Origin of the sequence: Streptomyces sp. Ru62 (assembly GCF_002920615.1) — a bacterium.
Lineage (GTDB): Bacteria > Actinomycetota > Actinomycetes > Streptomycetales > Streptomycetaceae > Streptomyces.
The window spans coordinates 25,893-41,193 of record NZ_PQSU01000020.1 but is presented as its reverse complement, the minus strand read 5'-3'; the positions used below and the strand labels follow the sequence as shown (position 1 = coordinate 41,193).

9 protein-coding genes and 1 tRNA gene are annotated in these 15,301 nt (G+C 73.8%); 6 read left to right on the top strand and 4 right to left on the bottom strand.

The annotated features are described in order from the left end of the window. Positions 1 to 39 precede the first annotated feature (39 nt). The 3 genes from C3492_RS26115 to C3492_RS26105 all read left to right on the top strand — a co-directional run bounded on the left by C3492_RS26115 (position 40) and on the right by C3492_RS26105 (position 3,204). Entirely contained in the window at positions 40 to 1,245 is a 1,206-nt protein-coding gene (locus C3492_RS26115) for a DNA polymerase III subunit delta' (RefSeq protein ID WP_103814610.1), read from the top strand. 163 nt (positions 1,246 to 1,408) lie between these two features. After that, positions 1,409 to 3,022, top strand: a complete 1,614-nt coding sequence (locus tag C3492_RS26110; RefSeq protein WP_103814608.1) for an alpha/beta hydrolase — start codon at positions 1,409 to 1,411, stop codon at positions 3,020 to 3,022. Positions 3,023 to 3,130: 108 nt separating this feature from the next. Beyond that, positions 3,131 to 3,204: transfer RNA gene (locus tag C3492_RS26105), tRNA-Thr, on the top strand. Between the two features lie 39 nt (positions 3,205 to 3,243). On the opposite strand, the gene C3492_RS26100 is transcribed toward C3492_RS26105, so the two are convergent. Further along, positions 3,244 to 5,040, bottom strand: a complete 1,797-nt coding sequence (locus C3492_RS26100; RefSeq protein ID WP_146075715.1) for a SpoIIE family protein phosphatase — start codon at positions 5,038 to 5,040, stop codon at positions 3,244 to 3,246. Positions 5,041 to 5,439: 399 nt separating this feature from the next. On the opposite strand from C3492_RS26100, the gene C3492_RS26095 reads away from it, so the two are divergent. Both C3492_RS26095 and C3492_RS26090 read left to right on the top strand, forming a co-directional pair. Beyond that, positions 5,440 to 6,333 (top strand): glycosyltransferase family 2 protein, encoded by an 894-nt coding sequence (locus C3492_RS26095; protein WP_103814604.1) that lies wholly within the window; start codon positions 5,440 to 5,442, stop codon positions 6,331 to 6,333. 550 nt (positions 6,334 to 6,883) lie between these two features. Next, positions 6,884 to 10,537 (top strand): BTAD domain-containing putative transcriptional regulator, encoded by a 3,654-nt coding sequence (locus C3492_RS26090; RefSeq protein WP_103814602.1) that lies wholly within the window; start codon positions 6,884 to 6,886, stop codon positions 10,535 to 10,537. A 28-nt stretch (positions 10,538 to 10,565) separates the two neighbouring features. On the opposite strand, the gene C3492_RS26085 is transcribed toward C3492_RS26090, so the two are convergent. Both C3492_RS26085 and C3492_RS26080 read right to left on the bottom strand, forming a co-directional pair. Then, positions 10,566 to 12,254 (bottom strand): bifunctional 3'-5' exonuclease/DNA polymerase, encoded by a 1,689-nt coding sequence (locus C3492_RS26085; RefSeq protein WP_103814600.1) that lies wholly within the window; start codon positions 12,252 to 12,254, stop codon positions 10,566 to 10,568. A 58-nt stretch (positions 12,255 to 12,312) separates the two neighbouring features. Next, positions 12,313 to 13,092: a Clp protease N-terminal domain-containing protein gene (locus C3492_RS26080; RefSeq protein WP_103814599.1), complete on the bottom strand. Its 780-nt coding sequence runs from the start codon at positions 13,090 to 13,092 to the stop codon at positions 12,313 to 12,315. 155 nt (positions 13,093 to 13,247) lie between these two features. On the opposite strand from C3492_RS26080, the gene C3492_RS26075 reads away from it, so the two are divergent. Beyond that, positions 13,248 to 14,357 (top strand): DUF2786 domain-containing protein, encoded by a 1,110-nt coding sequence (locus C3492_RS26075; protein ID WP_103814597.1) that lies wholly within the window; start codon positions 13,248 to 13,250, stop codon positions 14,355 to 14,357. A 307-nt stretch (positions 14,358 to 14,664) separates the two neighbouring features. On the opposite strand, the gene C3492_RS26070 is transcribed toward C3492_RS26075, so the two are convergent. Further along, positions 14,665 to 15,180 (bottom strand): DUF4232 domain-containing protein, encoded by a 516-nt coding sequence (locus C3492_RS26070; protein WP_103814595.1) that lies wholly within the window; start codon positions 15,178 to 15,180, stop codon positions 14,665 to 14,667. Positions 15,181 to 15,301: the final 121 nt, after the last annotated feature.

Here is a 15,301-nt window from a genome sequence, read left to right as displayed (position 1 = left end):
TGCCGGAACGCGGAGTGTGACGGAAGGGCGGCGTGACCCATGACCGTGTGGGACGACCTCGTCGGGCAGGAGAAGGTGAGCGCGGTGCTGGACGCGGCCGCGCGGGACGCCGACGCCCTCGTCACGGCCGCCGCGGCGGACCAGCCGCTGCCCGAGACGTCGAAGATGACCCACGCCTGGCTCTTCACCGGCCCGCCCGGCGCGGGCCGGAACCAGGCGGCCAGGGCCTTCGCCGCCGCCCTGCAGTGCGTGAGCTCCGACCGCGCGCTCGGCGGCGCCCCCGGCTGCGGCTTCTGCGACGGCTGCCACACCGCGCTGCTCGGCACCCACGCGGACGTCACGACGGTTGCCGCGGTCGGCTCCGAGATCCTGGTCAAGGACATGCGGGACACGGTCCGCAAGTCGTTCACCTCCCCGGCGAACGGCCGCTGGCAGATCATCCTGGTCGAGGACGCCGAGCGGCTGAACGAGAAGTCGGCCAACGCGGTCCTCAAGGCGGTGGAGGAACCCGCCCCGCGCACGGTCTGGCTGCTGTGCGCACCCTCCATCGAGGACGTCCTGCCGACCATCCGCTCCCGCTGCCGCCACCTGAACCTGCGCACGCCCTCCGTCGAGGCGGTCGCCGACATGCTCATGCGGCGCGACGGCATCGAGCCGGAGGTCGCCGCGTCCGCCGCCCGCGCCACCCAGGGGCACGTCGACCGGGCCCGCCGCCTGGCCACCGATCCGGCGGCCCGTGAGCGCCGGGCCGCCGTGCTGAAGCTCCCGCTGCGGCTGGACGAGGTCGGCGCCTGCCTGAGGGCCGCCCAGGAACTGGTCGACGCGGCCGCCGAGGACGCCAAGCAGCTCGCCGAGGAGATGGACGGCAAGGAGACCGAGGAACTGAAGGCGGCGCTCGGCGCGGCCCAGGGCGGCCGTATGCCGCGCGGCACGGCGGGGGTGATGAAGGACCTGGAGGACATGCAGAAGCGCCGCAGAACCCGTACCCAGCGCGACAGCCTGGACATCGCCCTCGGCGACCTCACCGCCTTCTACCGCGACGTCCTCGCCCTGCAACTCGGCACGCGCGTGGCGCTCGCCAACGCCGACGCGGAGGACGCCCTGGAGCGGCTGGCCCGGGCCGGCACCCCGGAGTCCACCCTGCGCCGTATCGAGGCGATCGCCGCGTGCCGCGAGGCCCTGGACCGCAATGTGGCTCCGCTGCTGGCGGTGGAGGCGATGACGATGGCGCTGCGCGCGGGGTGAGGCGCCCAGCCCGAGAGAACGACCGGCCGCGCGGGGCCCGGCCCGTCAGGGCGACGGGCTGAGGAGGGAAGGAGGCCACTGTGTCCCTCGTGCGAGGTCCCTCGTACGAGCCACAATTCACACGCTCCGCACACAACCCGTCGCCCACCGTTAGGCTCGCCGGATGCACACCAGGCCATCCCCCCGCACCCGCCGGATCCGGGGCACCCGCGCCCGGACGACGGCCCGCCTCACGGCCACCCTCCTCACGGCCGCCGCACTGCTCGTGTCCGCCTGCTCCTCCGGGAGCTCGACCACATCGTCCGCGGGCGGGACGGTGGAAGCGGCGCTGGCCGCGCTGCCGCATGCGACGCCGTCGGCGCTGACGCCGTACTACGGCCAACGGCTGAGCTGGCGCGACTGCGGTGTGCCCGGGTTCCAGTGCGCGACGATGAAGGCCCCGCTGGACTACGCCCGGCCCGACGCGGGCACCGTCCGGCTCGCCGTGGCCCGCAAGAAGGCCACCGGCAAGGGCGAGCCGCTCGGCTCCCTGCTGGTCAACCCCGGGGGACCGGGCGGTTCGGCCGTCGGGTACCTCCAGCAGTACGCGGGCATCGGCTACCCGGCTCAGGTCCGGGCCCGCTACGACATGGTCGCGATGGACCCACGGGGTGTCGCCCGCAGTGAGCCCGTCCAATGCCTCGACGGGCGGCAGATGGACGCGTACACGCAGACGGACATGACCCCCGACGACCAGCGGGAACGGGACGCGCTGGTCGCGGCGGACCGGAAGTTCGCGGAGAGCTGCGGGGCCCGCTCGGCACGGCTGCTGCGGCACGTCTCCACCGTCGAGGCGGCACGGGACATGGACATCCTGCGGGCGGTGCTCGGGGACCGGAAGCTCAACTACGTCGGGGCGTCGTACGGCACGTTCCTCGGGGCGACGTACGCCGGGCTCTTCCCCCGGCGGGTCGGCCGGATGGTCCTGGACGGCGCGATGGACCCGACTGTGGACGCCCGCAGGCTGAACCTGGACCAGACGGCGGGCTTCGAGACGGCGTTCCAGGCGTTCGCGAAGGACTGCGTACGGCACTCCGACTGCCCACTCGGCGGGAAGGGCACGACGCCCACGCGGGTCGGCGCGAACTTGCAGGCGTTCTTCCGCAAGCTCGACGCCCACCCGATCCCGGCGGGCGACGCGGACGGCCGCAAGCTGGGGGAGTCGCTGGCCACGACCGGGGTGATCGCGTCGATGTACGACGAGTCGTCCTGGGAACGACTGCGCGAGGCGCTGACCTCGGCGATGAGGGAGAACGACGGCGGTGGCCTGCTGTCCCTCGCCGACAGCTACTACGAGCGGGACGCGAACGGCCACTACAGCAATCTGATGATGGCCAACGCCGCGGTGAACTGCCTCGACCTGCCGCCGGCCTTCTCCGGTCCCGAGGACGTCGAGAAGGCGCTGCCCGAGTTCGAGAAGGCGTCCCCGGTCTTCGGCCCGAGCCTGGCCTGGGCCTCGCTGAACTGCGCGTACTGGCCGGTGCGGGCGACGGGTGAGCCGCACCGCATCGAGGCGAAGGGGGCGGCGCCGATCGTGGTGGTCGGCACGGTCCGTGACCCGGCCACTCCGTACCGCTGGGCCCGGTCCCTGGCCCGCCAGCTCTCCTCGTCCCGCCTGCTGACCTACGACGGCGACGGGCACACGGCGTACGGCCGGGGCAGCGCATGCATCGACACGGCGATCGACACCTACCTCCTCCGTGGCACCCCGCCGGCCCCCGGAAAGCGCTGCTCATAGCCCTTGCCGCCCACCCCGGAACCACCCCCTCCGGGGTGGGTGCGAAGCACTCCCGGAAACTGTGTAGACTTACCGACGTTGCCGATCGCACCATGGTGCGGGCAGCACGCCGCTTTAGCTCAGATGGCCAGAGCAACGCACTCGTAATGCGTAGGTCTCGGGTTCGAATCCCGAAAGCGGCTCGGTGAGAGGCCAGGTCATGTCGTCCATGACCTGGCCTTTCAGTTGTCAGTGGGGGCTCGTGGGACGGCGTCGGGGCGGAGGCGGGCGGCCAGGAGGGCGATGTCGTCCTCGCACATGCCGTTGGTCAGCTGGGTCAAGAGCGTGTCGAGCAGGTGGTCCAGTGAGTCGTCGGGCGACAGGGCCATGGTGGTGAGGCGGCGTACGGAGTCGTCGATGTCCGCGCCGCGCTGTTCCACGAGGCCGTCGGTGTAGAGCAGGAGCACCGAGCCCGGTTCGAATGCGAACGTTGTCATCTCGTAGTCGCCGAGTTCCGTGCCGATGGGCGGGCCGGCCGGGAGGTGCATCAGGCCGGTGCCGCCGCCCGGGCGGATGACGAGGGGCGGCAGGTGTCCGGCCGTGGCCGCGGTACAGGTGCCGGCCACGGTGTCCACGAGGACCAGCAGGCAGGTGGCCGCGCGGTCGAGGCCGATGCGCGCCGCCCTGCGGTCCGCCTCGGTGAGCATGGCGTCCACGGGCAGTCCGGCGGCGGCTACGGTGCGCAGGACGGAGCGGTACTGGCTCATGGCGACCGCGGCCTGGAAGCCGTGTCCCATCACGTCGCCCATGACCAGCAGGGTGCGGCAGTCCGGGAGGGCGATGGAGTCGTACCAGTCGCCGCCGACGAGCGCGCTGCGGCCGGAGGGCAGGTAGCGGGTGGCCACCTCGACCGTGGGGTGGGGGCGGTCGGGCTCGGACAGCAGGGCGCGCTGGAGTTCCAGCGTCATCGTGTGCTCGTGGCTGTACCGGTGGGCGCTGTCGATGGAGACCGCCGCCCGCGCGGCCACACCCTGTGCGGTCAGGATGTCGTCGTTGCTGAAGGACGGGGACGCTCCCACCCGCATCAGGATGACGATGCCGACGCTGCGGCCGGCCGTGGGCAGGGGGACGACGAGCGCCGAGTGGACCCCGGCGGCCCGGAGGATCCGTACGCGCTCGGGGCCCACGACGACCCGCTGGAACAACTCGTCGGAGGCCAGGTTGCCCAGCCACGGCCGTCCGCTGTCCATGCACCGCCGTGGTGCCGAGCCGCGCGGGAGGTCCACATACGGTTCGCTCCCGCCCAGTTCGCTCAGGTGCCGGTGCAGCTCGGGCGGTGCCGTCAGCTTCATCTTGCGCAGGCGGAGCATGCCGGCGAGCGGCGGGGGCGCGCCGAAGAACTCCTCCTCGACGATCCCGACCGCGGCGATGTCGGCGAGAGAGGGCGCGAGGAAGTCCGCCAGTTCGGCGCAGGTGGCCTCGACATCGAGGGTCGTGCCGACCCGGGTGGCCGCGGCGTCCAGGAGGGCGAGCCGCTGGTGGGCGTTCTCCAGGTCGTCCAGGTACTGGCGCAGATTGCTGACCTCGACGGCGATCCCGCACACGCCGACGACTCGCCCGTGCATCTCCAGCCGGTGGAAGACGGCACGCCAGAGCCGTCGGCCGACGGGTGACGGCACACGGGTCGTCCCGGCCAGGGTCACTTCCCGGGGCCGGCCGTCGGCGAGCACCTCGATCAGCACGTCGTCGGGTGACTGCATGTCCGGCAGCACCTCGCCGAGGGTCTTGCCGAGGAACGCGGCGGCGGGCACCCCGGTGACCCGGGACCAGGCCGGGTTGACGTAGAGGTGGCGCAGATGGCGGTCCAGGATGACCACGGGGGCGGAGGTGCCCTCGATGATCCCGCGCAGGGAGCCGCACTCGCAGGACATCCGGGTGCCGTCGACCGACGGTGGGAACGGATCGGTCGCCAGGCTTCTCGGCGCATGGGCCTGGACCTCGGGAAAGAGCCATGACGGCGGGAGTCGTTCAGCGTTCACCGTCTTCTCCAGCTGTCCGGGCAGGTCGGGCCCTTTCCATCGTGTGGGGGCAGTGGAGCGGACGCATCTCGGCCGTCGCCCGGCGCCCGTGCCGGCACAGCGTGGCCGTCGCGCTGTTGCCTGCTCAACGAGTCGGCCGCAAGCGCTCGGCCCTTCAACCGCTCGGCCCCAACCGCTCGGCTACGACGAGCGGGCTTCAACGAGCGGGCTTCAACGAGCCGGCCTCAAGGCGTCGCTGGAAGGAGTGCGGAGGGGAACGTAGCGACAAAACCGGATCAAAGACGCGGCAAAGTGAAGGGGCGTCCGGTGAACCCGCGGACCTGAGGCAACATCTTGGTGAAGGGCGGGCAGCGCGCGGTCGGGACGCGGTGCCGCTGTCGGCCGGACGGGGTGAAAGACGTGGCGGAGCCGAGGATCGCCGTCGCCGTGGTGACCATGGGCAACCGGCCCGCCGAGGTCGACGCCCTGCTGGAGTCCGTGGCCAAGCAGGACCTCGCCCCCGGCCGCATCGTGATCGTCGGCAACGGCTGCCGGCTGCCCGAGTTCGCCCAGCGGCTCTCCCTGCCGGGCGAGGTCACCACCATCGACGTCGAGGAGAACCTCGGCTGCCCGGGCGGCCGGAACGTCGCCCTCGCGCGGCTGCGGGAGTTCGGGGACGTCGACGTGGTCGTGGAGCTGGACGACGACGGGCTCCTCGTCGACCCCGACGTGCTGCGCCGGGTGCGCGACCTGTACGCCGCCGATCCGCGCCTCGGCATCGTCGGCTTCCGCATCGCCGACGAGCTGGGCGAGACCCAGCAGCGGCACGTGCCGAGGATCGGCAGGTCGGACCCGCTGCGCGGTGGCTACGTCACCGGCTTCCTCGGCGGCGGACACGCCCTGCGCATGGCCATGCTGGCCGAGACCGGGGACTGGCCGGCCGAGTTCTTCTTCGCGCACGAGGAGACCGACCTGGCCTGGCGGGCCGCCGACGCCGGCTGGAAGATCCTGTACGCCCCCGAACTGCTCCTCCAGCACCCCAGGACCTCACCGGCCCGGCACGCCATCTACTACCGGGTCAACGCCCGCAACCGCGTCTGGCTCGTCCGGCGCCGGCTGCCGCTGCCGCTCGTCCCGGTGCACCTCGGGGTGTGGACGCTCCTCACCCTCGCCCGCACCCGCTCCCCGGCGGGGCTCAAGGCCTGGTTCGGCGGGTTCGCGGAGGGACTGCGGGAACGGCCCGGCGAGCGGCGGCCGATGCGCTGGCGGACGGTGTGGAGGCTCACCCGGCTGGGACGCCCGCCGGTGATCTGAGCCCGGGAAGCCCAAGAGCCAAGAAGTCAGGCAGCCGGAGAAGCCAAGAAGCCTGAGAAATCAGGGGGACTGGGAAGTCCAGGAAGCCTGGGAGTCAGGTCAACTGGGAAGTCCAGGAAGGGACGAGAAACGGGACGGGGCCCCGGTCGTTCACCTCCGCCGGCCGGGGCCCTTGTCGTCCCCGGATCCAGCCTGCGGCGACACTCCCCCGAGTTACGCGTGCTACGCGCGCGCCGTCGGGCCGAATCCGATGGAATGATCACATCAGGATGCGCCAACGGATCGCTAACATGTGGCCAACGGTTCGTCAGCGGACCGCGGAGCGGTTGGCCGGAAGTCCTCCGGCGGCAGCGGGAACCGTCCCTTCGGGTGGGCGGACTTCGACTGCCGGACCGGCGGCTGGCCGTAGGGCGGCCGACGGTCGGCCGACGAGAGGACGGTGGCGGGAAACCGCTGTGGACAGGGCGGAATTCCGCCAGGCAACGGCGGGTACACATCCGCCGCGGAGCGCGGTCGGGCCGACCGCGCGGGAAGGCAGTGGAGCGGCGTGATGCGGCGGTGCGAACTGCACTTCGGACTGCTGGGACCGCCGGTCCTCTACGACCGACCGCCGTACGGGATCTCGTACGACAGCTCTTGCACCACCTCTCCAGAAGCCTCCGGCACCTCGCCCGGAGCCGCAGGCACCTCTCCCGGAGCCGCCGGTGCCGCACCCGAATCCTCCGATGGCGCGCCCGGACCCTGCGGTCCCCCCACCCCCCACCGTCCCGCCGAGAAGGCCGGCCACGACGCACCCGACAACGGCGTCCGAGCCATCGGCAGCCCCAAGGTCCGCGCCCTGCTCGCCGCGCTGCTCCTGGAACCCGGCCGGGTCGTGTCGGTCGAGGCGCTGAAGGACGCGTTGTGGGGCGGCGCGCCGCCCGTCTCCGCGCAGGCTTCCCTGCACAACCACGTCACCCGGCTGCGCCGGCTCCTGGACGACCCCGAACGGCTCAGGGCCGTACCGCCGGGCTATGTGCTGCGGGTCGACCACGGCGAACTGGACGTGCACGTCTTCGACGCCCGGGTCGCCGAGGCGCGCGCCGCGCACGCCCGGCGCGACTGGCCGGGCGTCGTACGCGCCTGCGCCGCCGCGCTCGCGCTGTGGCGCGGCACGCCGCTCAGCGGACTGCCCGCCGACATCGGCGGTTACGCCCTCGTGCAGCGCCTCAGTGAGGCGCGGCTGCTCCTGCTGGAGCTGCGCTACGACGCCGAACTCGCCCTCGGCGGTGCCCGCTTGGCCGCGCTCGTCCCCGAGCTGGCCGCCCTGGTCGCCGAACATCCGCTGCGTGAGGCGTACCACCGTCAGCTGATGCTCGCCCTGCACCGCACCGGCCGCCAGGCCGAGGCCCTCGCCGTCCACCGTGATCTGCGTGCGCGCCTGGTCGAGGAACTCGGCATCGAACCCGGCCCGGCGGTCCGCGAGGCGCATGTCGAGGTGCTGCGGGGAAGCGGTGGGGAGCGGCGGCGGGACGCGGAGTACGGCGGCTCCTCGCAGCCGGCCGGGCAGGGCGGACAGCCGCGCCGGGAGGGCGACTCGGCCGCCGGTGAGGGCGACGGCAACGGCGACCGCACGGGTACCGGCACCCCCAGCGGCACGGGTACCGGTCCCGGTTTCGGTACAGGTACCGGCACGGGTACCGGCCCTGGCCCCGGCACGCGTACCGCCTCCGGCACCCCTGTCGGCGCCATCGATGGTTCCGCGGCCGCGCCGCCCGAGGCGCCCGCCGCGCCTCTCACGGGCTCCGCGTCCTCAAGGGAGGGCGACGGACCCGCCGTACGGCAGACCCCCCGCCCGGCCCAGCTCCCCGCCCCGCCGGCCCACTTCACCGGCCGTGCCGACGTGCGCCGTGAGCTGCGCCGCACGCTGACCGAGCCGTCGGCTCCGGCCCCCGCCGTTGCGGTGGTCAGCGGTATGGCCGGCGTCGGCAAGAGCGCGCTGGCTCTGCACGTGGCCCATGAGTTGAGGGAACGTTTCACCGACGGTCAGCTCTACGTCAACCTGCACGGCGCCACCCCCGGCATGACCCCGCTCACCGCCACGCAGGCGCTCGCCGCGCTGCTGCGCGACCTCGGTGCCGCGCCCCGGAACATCCCGGAACACCCGGACGCGGCCGCCGCGTTGCTCCGCTCGCTGCTCGCGCCGGCGCGCATCCTGCTGGTGCTGGACGACGCGGCGACCGCGGCCCAGGTACGGCCCCTTCTGCCGGCCGGGCCCGGCTGCGCGGTGATCGTCACGAGCCGCTCACCGCTCACCGCGCTCGACGGCGCCCGTCGCTTCCCGCTCTCCCCGCTGACCGGCGAGGACAGCGCGGCCCTGCTGCGCGCGGTGAGCGGGCGCGGGGGACTCGACGCCGGCCACGCGCTGGTCGAGCTGACCGGCCGGCTCCCCTTGGCGCTGCGCGTGGTCGCCGCCCGGCTCGCGGCCCGCCGCGCCCTGACCCCGGACGTGCTGGCCAGCCAACTCGCCGAGACCGGCGGACGATTGCGTCACCTGGAGTACGACGACCTGAGCGTCCGCCGCTCCCTGGCCGTCGCCCACGACGCGCTCGCCGCCGCCGAGCGCGAGGCCGACCGGGACGCGGCCCTCGCCCTGCGTCACATCGGCGCGCTCGACCTGCCCACCTACGGTGCCCCGCTGATCGCGCGCCTCACCGGCACGGACGAGCGCCGCGCCGAGGCCGCCCTGGACCGCCTGGTCGACGTCGCCCTCCTGGAGGAGACGGCGTACGGCCGCTACGCGCCCCACGACCTGGTCCGCGACTTCGCCCGCGAACTCGCCGACACCGCCCCGGGGCCTGCCGCGAACCCGGTCGCCGGCGCGGCAGGGACGGATGCGGCGCACGGCCCGGCTCCCGCATCAGCCGGGGACGGGTCCTCCACGAAGACCCCCGGCGCCTCCGGTAACGGCGCGTCCGGCAACGGCCGCCTCGATGGCCCCGGCAGTACCGCAGACCCCGCTGGCACCGCTGGCACCGCAGACCCCGAAGGCACCCCCCGCCCGGAAGACACCCCCGCCGTCCCCGACCTTGCTGCCCTCCGCTGGTACGCCGCCATGGCCGAGCGGGTGCTGACGGCGGTCGTGGAGCCCGGGCTCGATCAGGACGACCGGCGGCGGCCGACCTCCGCGCAGCCGGTGGGGCACGCGGTGGACGTGGCGGCCCTGGCGCCCTTCGAGTCGGCCGAGGAGGCCTTCGCGTGGGGTGAGCTGGAGCTGGAGAACGTGGTCACGCTCGTGGAACGCAACGCCGACACCGACGCTCCGTGCACGGCCGCCCCTCTCTCGACGCTCGTACGGCTGCTGTTCCCCTATGCGCAGCGCAGCGGCCGGGTCGCCGAGATGGAGGTGCTGGGGCGGGCCGCGCTCGGTGCCGCGCGACGGCTCGGGGACCCGGAGGCCGAGGCGTACGCGCTGGGCGACCTCGCGGGCCTGCACTTCCTGACCGGCCGGCAGAACGACGCCCTCGCCCTCACCGACCAGGCCCTGGAGATCTGGGAGCGGCTGGGCAGGGCCTCCCGGATCCGGCGCTGCCTGAACAACCGCGGCCTGCTGCTGGAGGGGCTGGGGCGGTTCGAGGAGTCGGGAGAGGCGCTGCGGCAGAGCCTCGCCTACTCGCGGCTGCTGAACGACCCCTACGGCGAGGCCGTCACCCGCAGCCACCTGGGCAACCTCTACGAGCACGCCGACCCGCGCGCCGCCATCGAGCAGCACCGGCGCTCGCTGGCCATCGGGGACGAGATCGGCGCCGTCATCGTGCAGCACTCGGCGCACTGCAACATCGGCTACGCCCACCTCACGCTCGGTGAACCGGCCGCCGCGGCCCGGCACTTCGAGGAGAGCCTGCGCATCCTCGGCGGACACGGCGACTGGCACGGCGAGTCCCAGACCCGGCTCGGTCTGGTCCGCGCGCTGCGGCGGCTGGGGCAGACCGAGCGGGCGGCGGACGAGTGCGCCGAGCTGCTGCGCCGGGCCGACGCCCGCGCCGACCGGTACATGGGCGGGCTGGCCCTGCACCAGCACGGGTTCCTGCTGCGCGAGCGGGGGCGACGGGCAGAGGCGTACGACGCCTGGCGCGCGGCCCACGAGGCGCTGGACGGCACCGACGAGCAGGCGATCCTCGTGGAGCTGCGGGAGCTCTTGAGCGGCGGCTCGGCCGGGTTGTGAGCCGCTGGACACCGTGAGGTGACAGCCGCTATTTGGCGTCGGCGTAGCACCGCACCACCGCCGTCGTGAACGGGAACCGCACCGGTGTGTCGCCGAAGGTCAGCCGGCCGGCGAGGGCGGCGGACTCGCGGATGGCCTGGACGACGGCGTCGGCCTCCTCGGCGGGGCAGTGCACGATCACCTCGTCGTGCTGGAAGAAGACCAGCTCGGCCTTCAGCTCCGCGCAGGCCCGGCGCAGCGCGGCGAGCAGCAGCAGGGCCCAGTCGGCGGCGCTGCCCTGGACGACGAAGTTCCGTGCGAAGCGGCCCCGCGCGCGGGAGTCGGTCGACGTGTGACCGGGGCCCCAGCCGGTCTGGCCTTCCGGTTCGTCCTCGCCGACGGGGATGCCCGCCTCCTCCGCCGCGTCCTCACCCGCACGGGCGGCCGGGGGGCAGGTGCGGCCCAGCCAGGTGCGCACCAGCCGGCCCTCCTCTCCCGCGCGGGCCGCCTCGTCGACGTAGGCGACGGCCTGGGGGAAGCGGCGGCGGAGCGCGGCGAGGTTCTTCAGGCCGTCCCCGGAGGTCTGGCCGTAGATCGCGCCGAGCACGGCGAGTTTGGCCTGGTTCCGGTCGCCGGAGAAGGCGCGGTCGGAGACGGACTGGTAGAGGTCGCTCTCCCGGCCGGCCACCTCCATCAGGCCGGGGTCGCGGGAGATCGCGGCCAGGACGCGCGGCTCCATCTGGTCGGCGTCGGCCACCACCAGCCGCCAGCCGGGGTCGGCGACGACGGCCCGGCGGATCACCTTGGGGATCTGCAGCGCGCCCCCGCCGTTGGTCACCCAGCGCCCGGTGACCGTGCCGCCGGCCAGGAACTCGGGGCGGAAGCGGCCGTCGCGCACCCAGTCCTGGAGCCAGGACCAGCCGTGGGCCACCCAGATGCGGTACAGCTTCTTGTACTCCAGCAGGGGCTCGACGGCCGGGTGGTCGACGGACTGGATCTCCCAGCGGCGGGTGGACCTCACCTTGATCCCGGCCTGCGCGAAGGCCTTGATCACATCGGCGGGCAGATCGGGCCGCACCCTGCGGCCGAAGGCGGCGGACACCTGGTCGGCCAGCTCGGCGAGGCGGCGCGGTTCGCCGCCGCCCGCGTACCGCTCGCCGAGCAGGTCGTGCAGCAGCTCGCGGTGGACCTCGGCGCTCCAGGGAAGGCCCGCGTGGTTCATTTCGGAGGCGACCAGCATCCCGGCCGACTCGGCGGCGGTCAGCAACCGCATGCGGTCGGGGTGGGCGGTCTTCTCGTGCCGCCGTACCTGGTCGGCGTAGACCGCGAGCAGGTCCGGCAGGGGCAGGCGGCTGCCGACGGGCTCGAAGAGCGGGGACTGGGCGCTGGGATCGGCCGCCCGCTGCGGCGGGTCGGGTGGGACGGGGCCGCCGCGGAGGCGGGCCAGGGCGGCGGCGGCCGAGCGCGGCTCGCCGTACCGCCCCTCGTGGCCCAGCAGGAGGGTCTCGGCGTCCTCGATGTCGTAGCACCGCTCCACTCGCACCCCCGTGGCGAGCAGTCGCGGGTAGACCTCGGGGGTCGACCGCCACACCCAGCGCGTCACCTCCGGGCGGCTCCGCACCGCCGCGGCGAGATCGCTCTCCCGCCGCACCGGTCCGGCGGGCAGCCCGTCCGGGCCGAGGGGGGCGACGTCCACGCCTTCGTCCTCGGCCGGTGCGAGCGCCCACCGGTCGGTCATGACTGCGAGTGTGGCAGGGGGGTCTGACAATGGCCCCGGCCTGCGGATACGGCCCTCGTCAGTCCTGGCCGGTCTCCGCGGCCCCGGTCGCCGACTCGGCTGCCGCGGCCGCCTCCTTCTTCTGCTCCAGCAGCATCGACAGCACCTTGCCGACGTACTCCTCGGTGGCCGCCTTGGTGATGCCGAGGCCGCTGAGGACGCCCTGGCCGTTCTCGTGCTCCAGCAGGGCGAGCAGGAGGTGCTCGGTGCCGATGTAGTCGTGGCCGAGCCGGAGGGCCTCACGGAAGGTGAGTTCCAGGACCTTCTTGGCCTCGGGGCCGTAGGGGACGAGGTCGGGGGCGTCGTCCGAGGCGGGTGCGAGCGCGGCGGTGGCGGCCTGGCGTACGGCGTCCAGCGGGACGCCCTGCGCGGTGATCGCCTTCGCGGCCAGGCCCTCGGGCTCGGCCAGCAGCCCGAGGAGCAGGTGCTCGGGGCGGCCCTCGGCGTTGCGGGCGGCCACCGCCTCGTTGTGCGCGGCCATCACCACCTGCCGCGCGCGGGGGGTGTACCGGCTGAAGCCCTGGCTGAGGTCGAGGTCGGTGGACTCCTTGGGCACGAACCGCTTCTGCGCCGCCTGCCGGGTCACGCCCATGCTGCGCCCGATGTCGGTCCAGGAGGCGCCCGAGCGGCGGGCCTGGTCGACGAAGTGCCCGATCAGGTGGTCGGCCACGTCACCGAGGTGATCGGCGGCGATCACCGCGTCCTGGAGCTGGTCGAGGGGTTCGCTGTGAACCTTCTTGATCGCCTCGATGAGGTCGTCGAGGCGCACGGATGCCGTGATGTTCGGGTTGGTCGCCATAGTGTCAACCGTAGGTTGCACAGCTGAGCCTGTCAACCGACGGTTGACACTGCATCACCACCCCTCCGGGCCCTCTCCGTCGACTCGTCCGGCCGTTGTCCACAGCCTGTGGACAACGGCCGTGCACGGTCGGCGGGCATGGCACGATCGACAGCGTGACCAGCACTGCCAGCACCGTCGAACGGGCCTTCCGGGCCGCCCTCTACGACGACACCGACACCGGCCTCGACACGGGCGCCTCCCTGCTCGCCGCCGACCCGGGCGCCGACGCCGAACTCACGCGGCGAGGCGAGGATTTCGTGGCCGGGGCCTGGCAGCGGGGCTGGCAGCCCGCCGACGTCGTACGGCTGGTGCGGCGCGAGCTGGACGACGCGCACGTCCGCCTTGCCGCCGCGCTGATCCGGGCGCAGGCCGGGCGGGACCGCCCGCGCGGGCGCCGCTGGACCGACCAGCTCGCAACGCTGCCCGCCGGCCCGGAACGCACCGCTGACCGCTTCTCGCACGCCACGGCGGTCCTGGAGCTGTACCGCCTGCTGCTGCGCCTGCCCGCACTGGAGCCCCTGGAGGAGGAGCCGCGGCGCGCCCCCGGTGCGGCCGCCTCCCGCATGCTCACCCGTATCCGCGCGCTGCTCGCCAAGGCCGAGGCCACCGGCTATCCGGAGGAGGCCGAGGCGCTCAGCGCCAAGGCGCAGGAGCTGATGGCCCGGCACAGCGTCGACGAGGCGCTGCTCGCCGCCGAGGCGCCCGCGCCGGACGCGCCCGGCGCCTGCCGCATCGGGGTCGAGCCGCCGTACGAACAGGCGAAGGCGGTCCTGCTGGACGCGGTGGCCACGGCGAACCACTGCCGCGCGGTGTGGAACGAACCGCTCGGCTTCTCCACGGTCGTCGGCTTCGAGGCGGACCTGGAGGCGGTCGAGCTGCTCTACACCTCGCTGCTGGTACAGGCCACGCACGCGATGACGAAGGCGGAGGCCGCCCAGAGAGCCGGCGGGCGCAAACGGACCAAGACCTTCCGGCAGTCGTTCCTCGCGGCCTATGCGCACCGCGTGGGCGACCGGCTCGCGGCCGCCGCCGAGACCCAGGTGACGCAGGACCTGCTGCCGGTGCTGGTCACACGCGAGACGGCCGTCACCGGACGGCTGGAGCGCATGTTCCCGGAGACCACGACGACCCGGCTGCGCGGGGTCAGCGACGCGGCGGGCTGGACGGAGGGCGCACGGGCGGCGGACCGTGCCCAGGTCAGAAACCGCCCGCGCCTGGGATGACGGCCGGCCACCGACCGGCCCGGCCGCCAACGCCGCACCCACGCCGACCGGCCAAGTCGCTGCCCGCCGCGCACAGTCGCCGCCCGGCTCCTGTGCCGACGGCTCGCCGCGCTCGGTCGTCGGCCCCGCTCCTGCGCCACCCGCCCGGCGCACCCGCCGACCCGCCCGGCGCACCCGCCGACCCGCCCGGCGCACCCGCCGACCCGCCCGGCGCGCTCGCGACCTGCTCGCTGGTCGCCCTGCTCGCTCACCGACCCGCTCGCTGGTCACCCCGCTCGCTGGTCGCCCCGCTCCCCGTCCCGCCCCCTCAGTCGCCGACCTGCTGGAAAGCGCTCACGGACGCGTCCGGGCCGTTTCCGGTGGCCTTGCCCGCGACCGGGCCGTACTTCCACGGGAAGGTTCGGCTGGTGTCCGAGCCGGGCAGGGTGATCTTCACGGTCTGCGCGGTCAGGGCGTTCTTGGCGCCTTCCTCGCCGCGTACGTAACTGATCGAGAAGGACGCGGAGTCGCCCTTGGCGAGCTTCAGCTTCTGGGCCTTCGCACCCTTGAGCACGGGCACCCGGGCCTTGGAGCCGCCCCCGTTCAGCACGACGTCCGGGAAGTCGTCCAGGGTGCAGGGAGCGCTCTGGTTGGTGATGCTGACCGGGATCTCGCCGGTGTCCCCGGCGGCCGGGGCCACGCTCGCCGCCCCGATCTCCAGCGAGACTCCGCCGATCTCGCAGGCGGAGCCGCTCTTGCCGTTCTTGTCCCCACCGCTGTCGTTGCAGGCGGTCAGCAGCAGGGCGGCGGCGAGAGCGGTGACGGTGAGCGGAATGGCGCGCATGAGCAGGTTCCCATCGAGGTGGTGACGGTCTCCCCCGCATCATGGCCCCTGCGGCCGGGGCGCCATCACGCACCCCGGCCCGATTCACCACTTCAGATGGTGCTCAACGCTTCGAAGCCCG

Coding starts and splice junctions, on each gene's coding strand:
- C3492_RS26090 (WP_103814602.1), top strand. CDS start 6,884: ATGCGGCGGTGCGAACTGCACTTCGGACTGCTGGGACCGCCGGTCCTC.
- C3492_RS26080 (WP_103814599.1), bottom strand. CDS start 13,092: ATGGCGACCAACCCGAACATCACGGCATCCGTGCGCCTCGACGACCTC.
- C3492_RS26070 (WP_103814595.1), bottom strand. CDS start 15,180: ATGCGCGCCATTCCGCTCACCGTCACCGCTCTCGCCGCCGCCCTGCTG.
- C3492_RS26110 (WP_103814608.1), top strand. CDS start 1,409: ATGCACACCAGGCCATCCCCCCGCACCCGCCGGATCCGGGGCACCCGC.
- C3492_RS26115 (WP_103814610.1), top strand. CDS start 40: ATGACCGTGTGGGACGACCTCGTCGGGCAGGAGAAGGTGAGCGCGGTG.
- C3492_RS26085 (WP_103814600.1), bottom strand. CDS start 12,254: ATGACCGACCGGTGGGCGCTCGCACCGGCCGAGGACGAAGGCGTGGAC.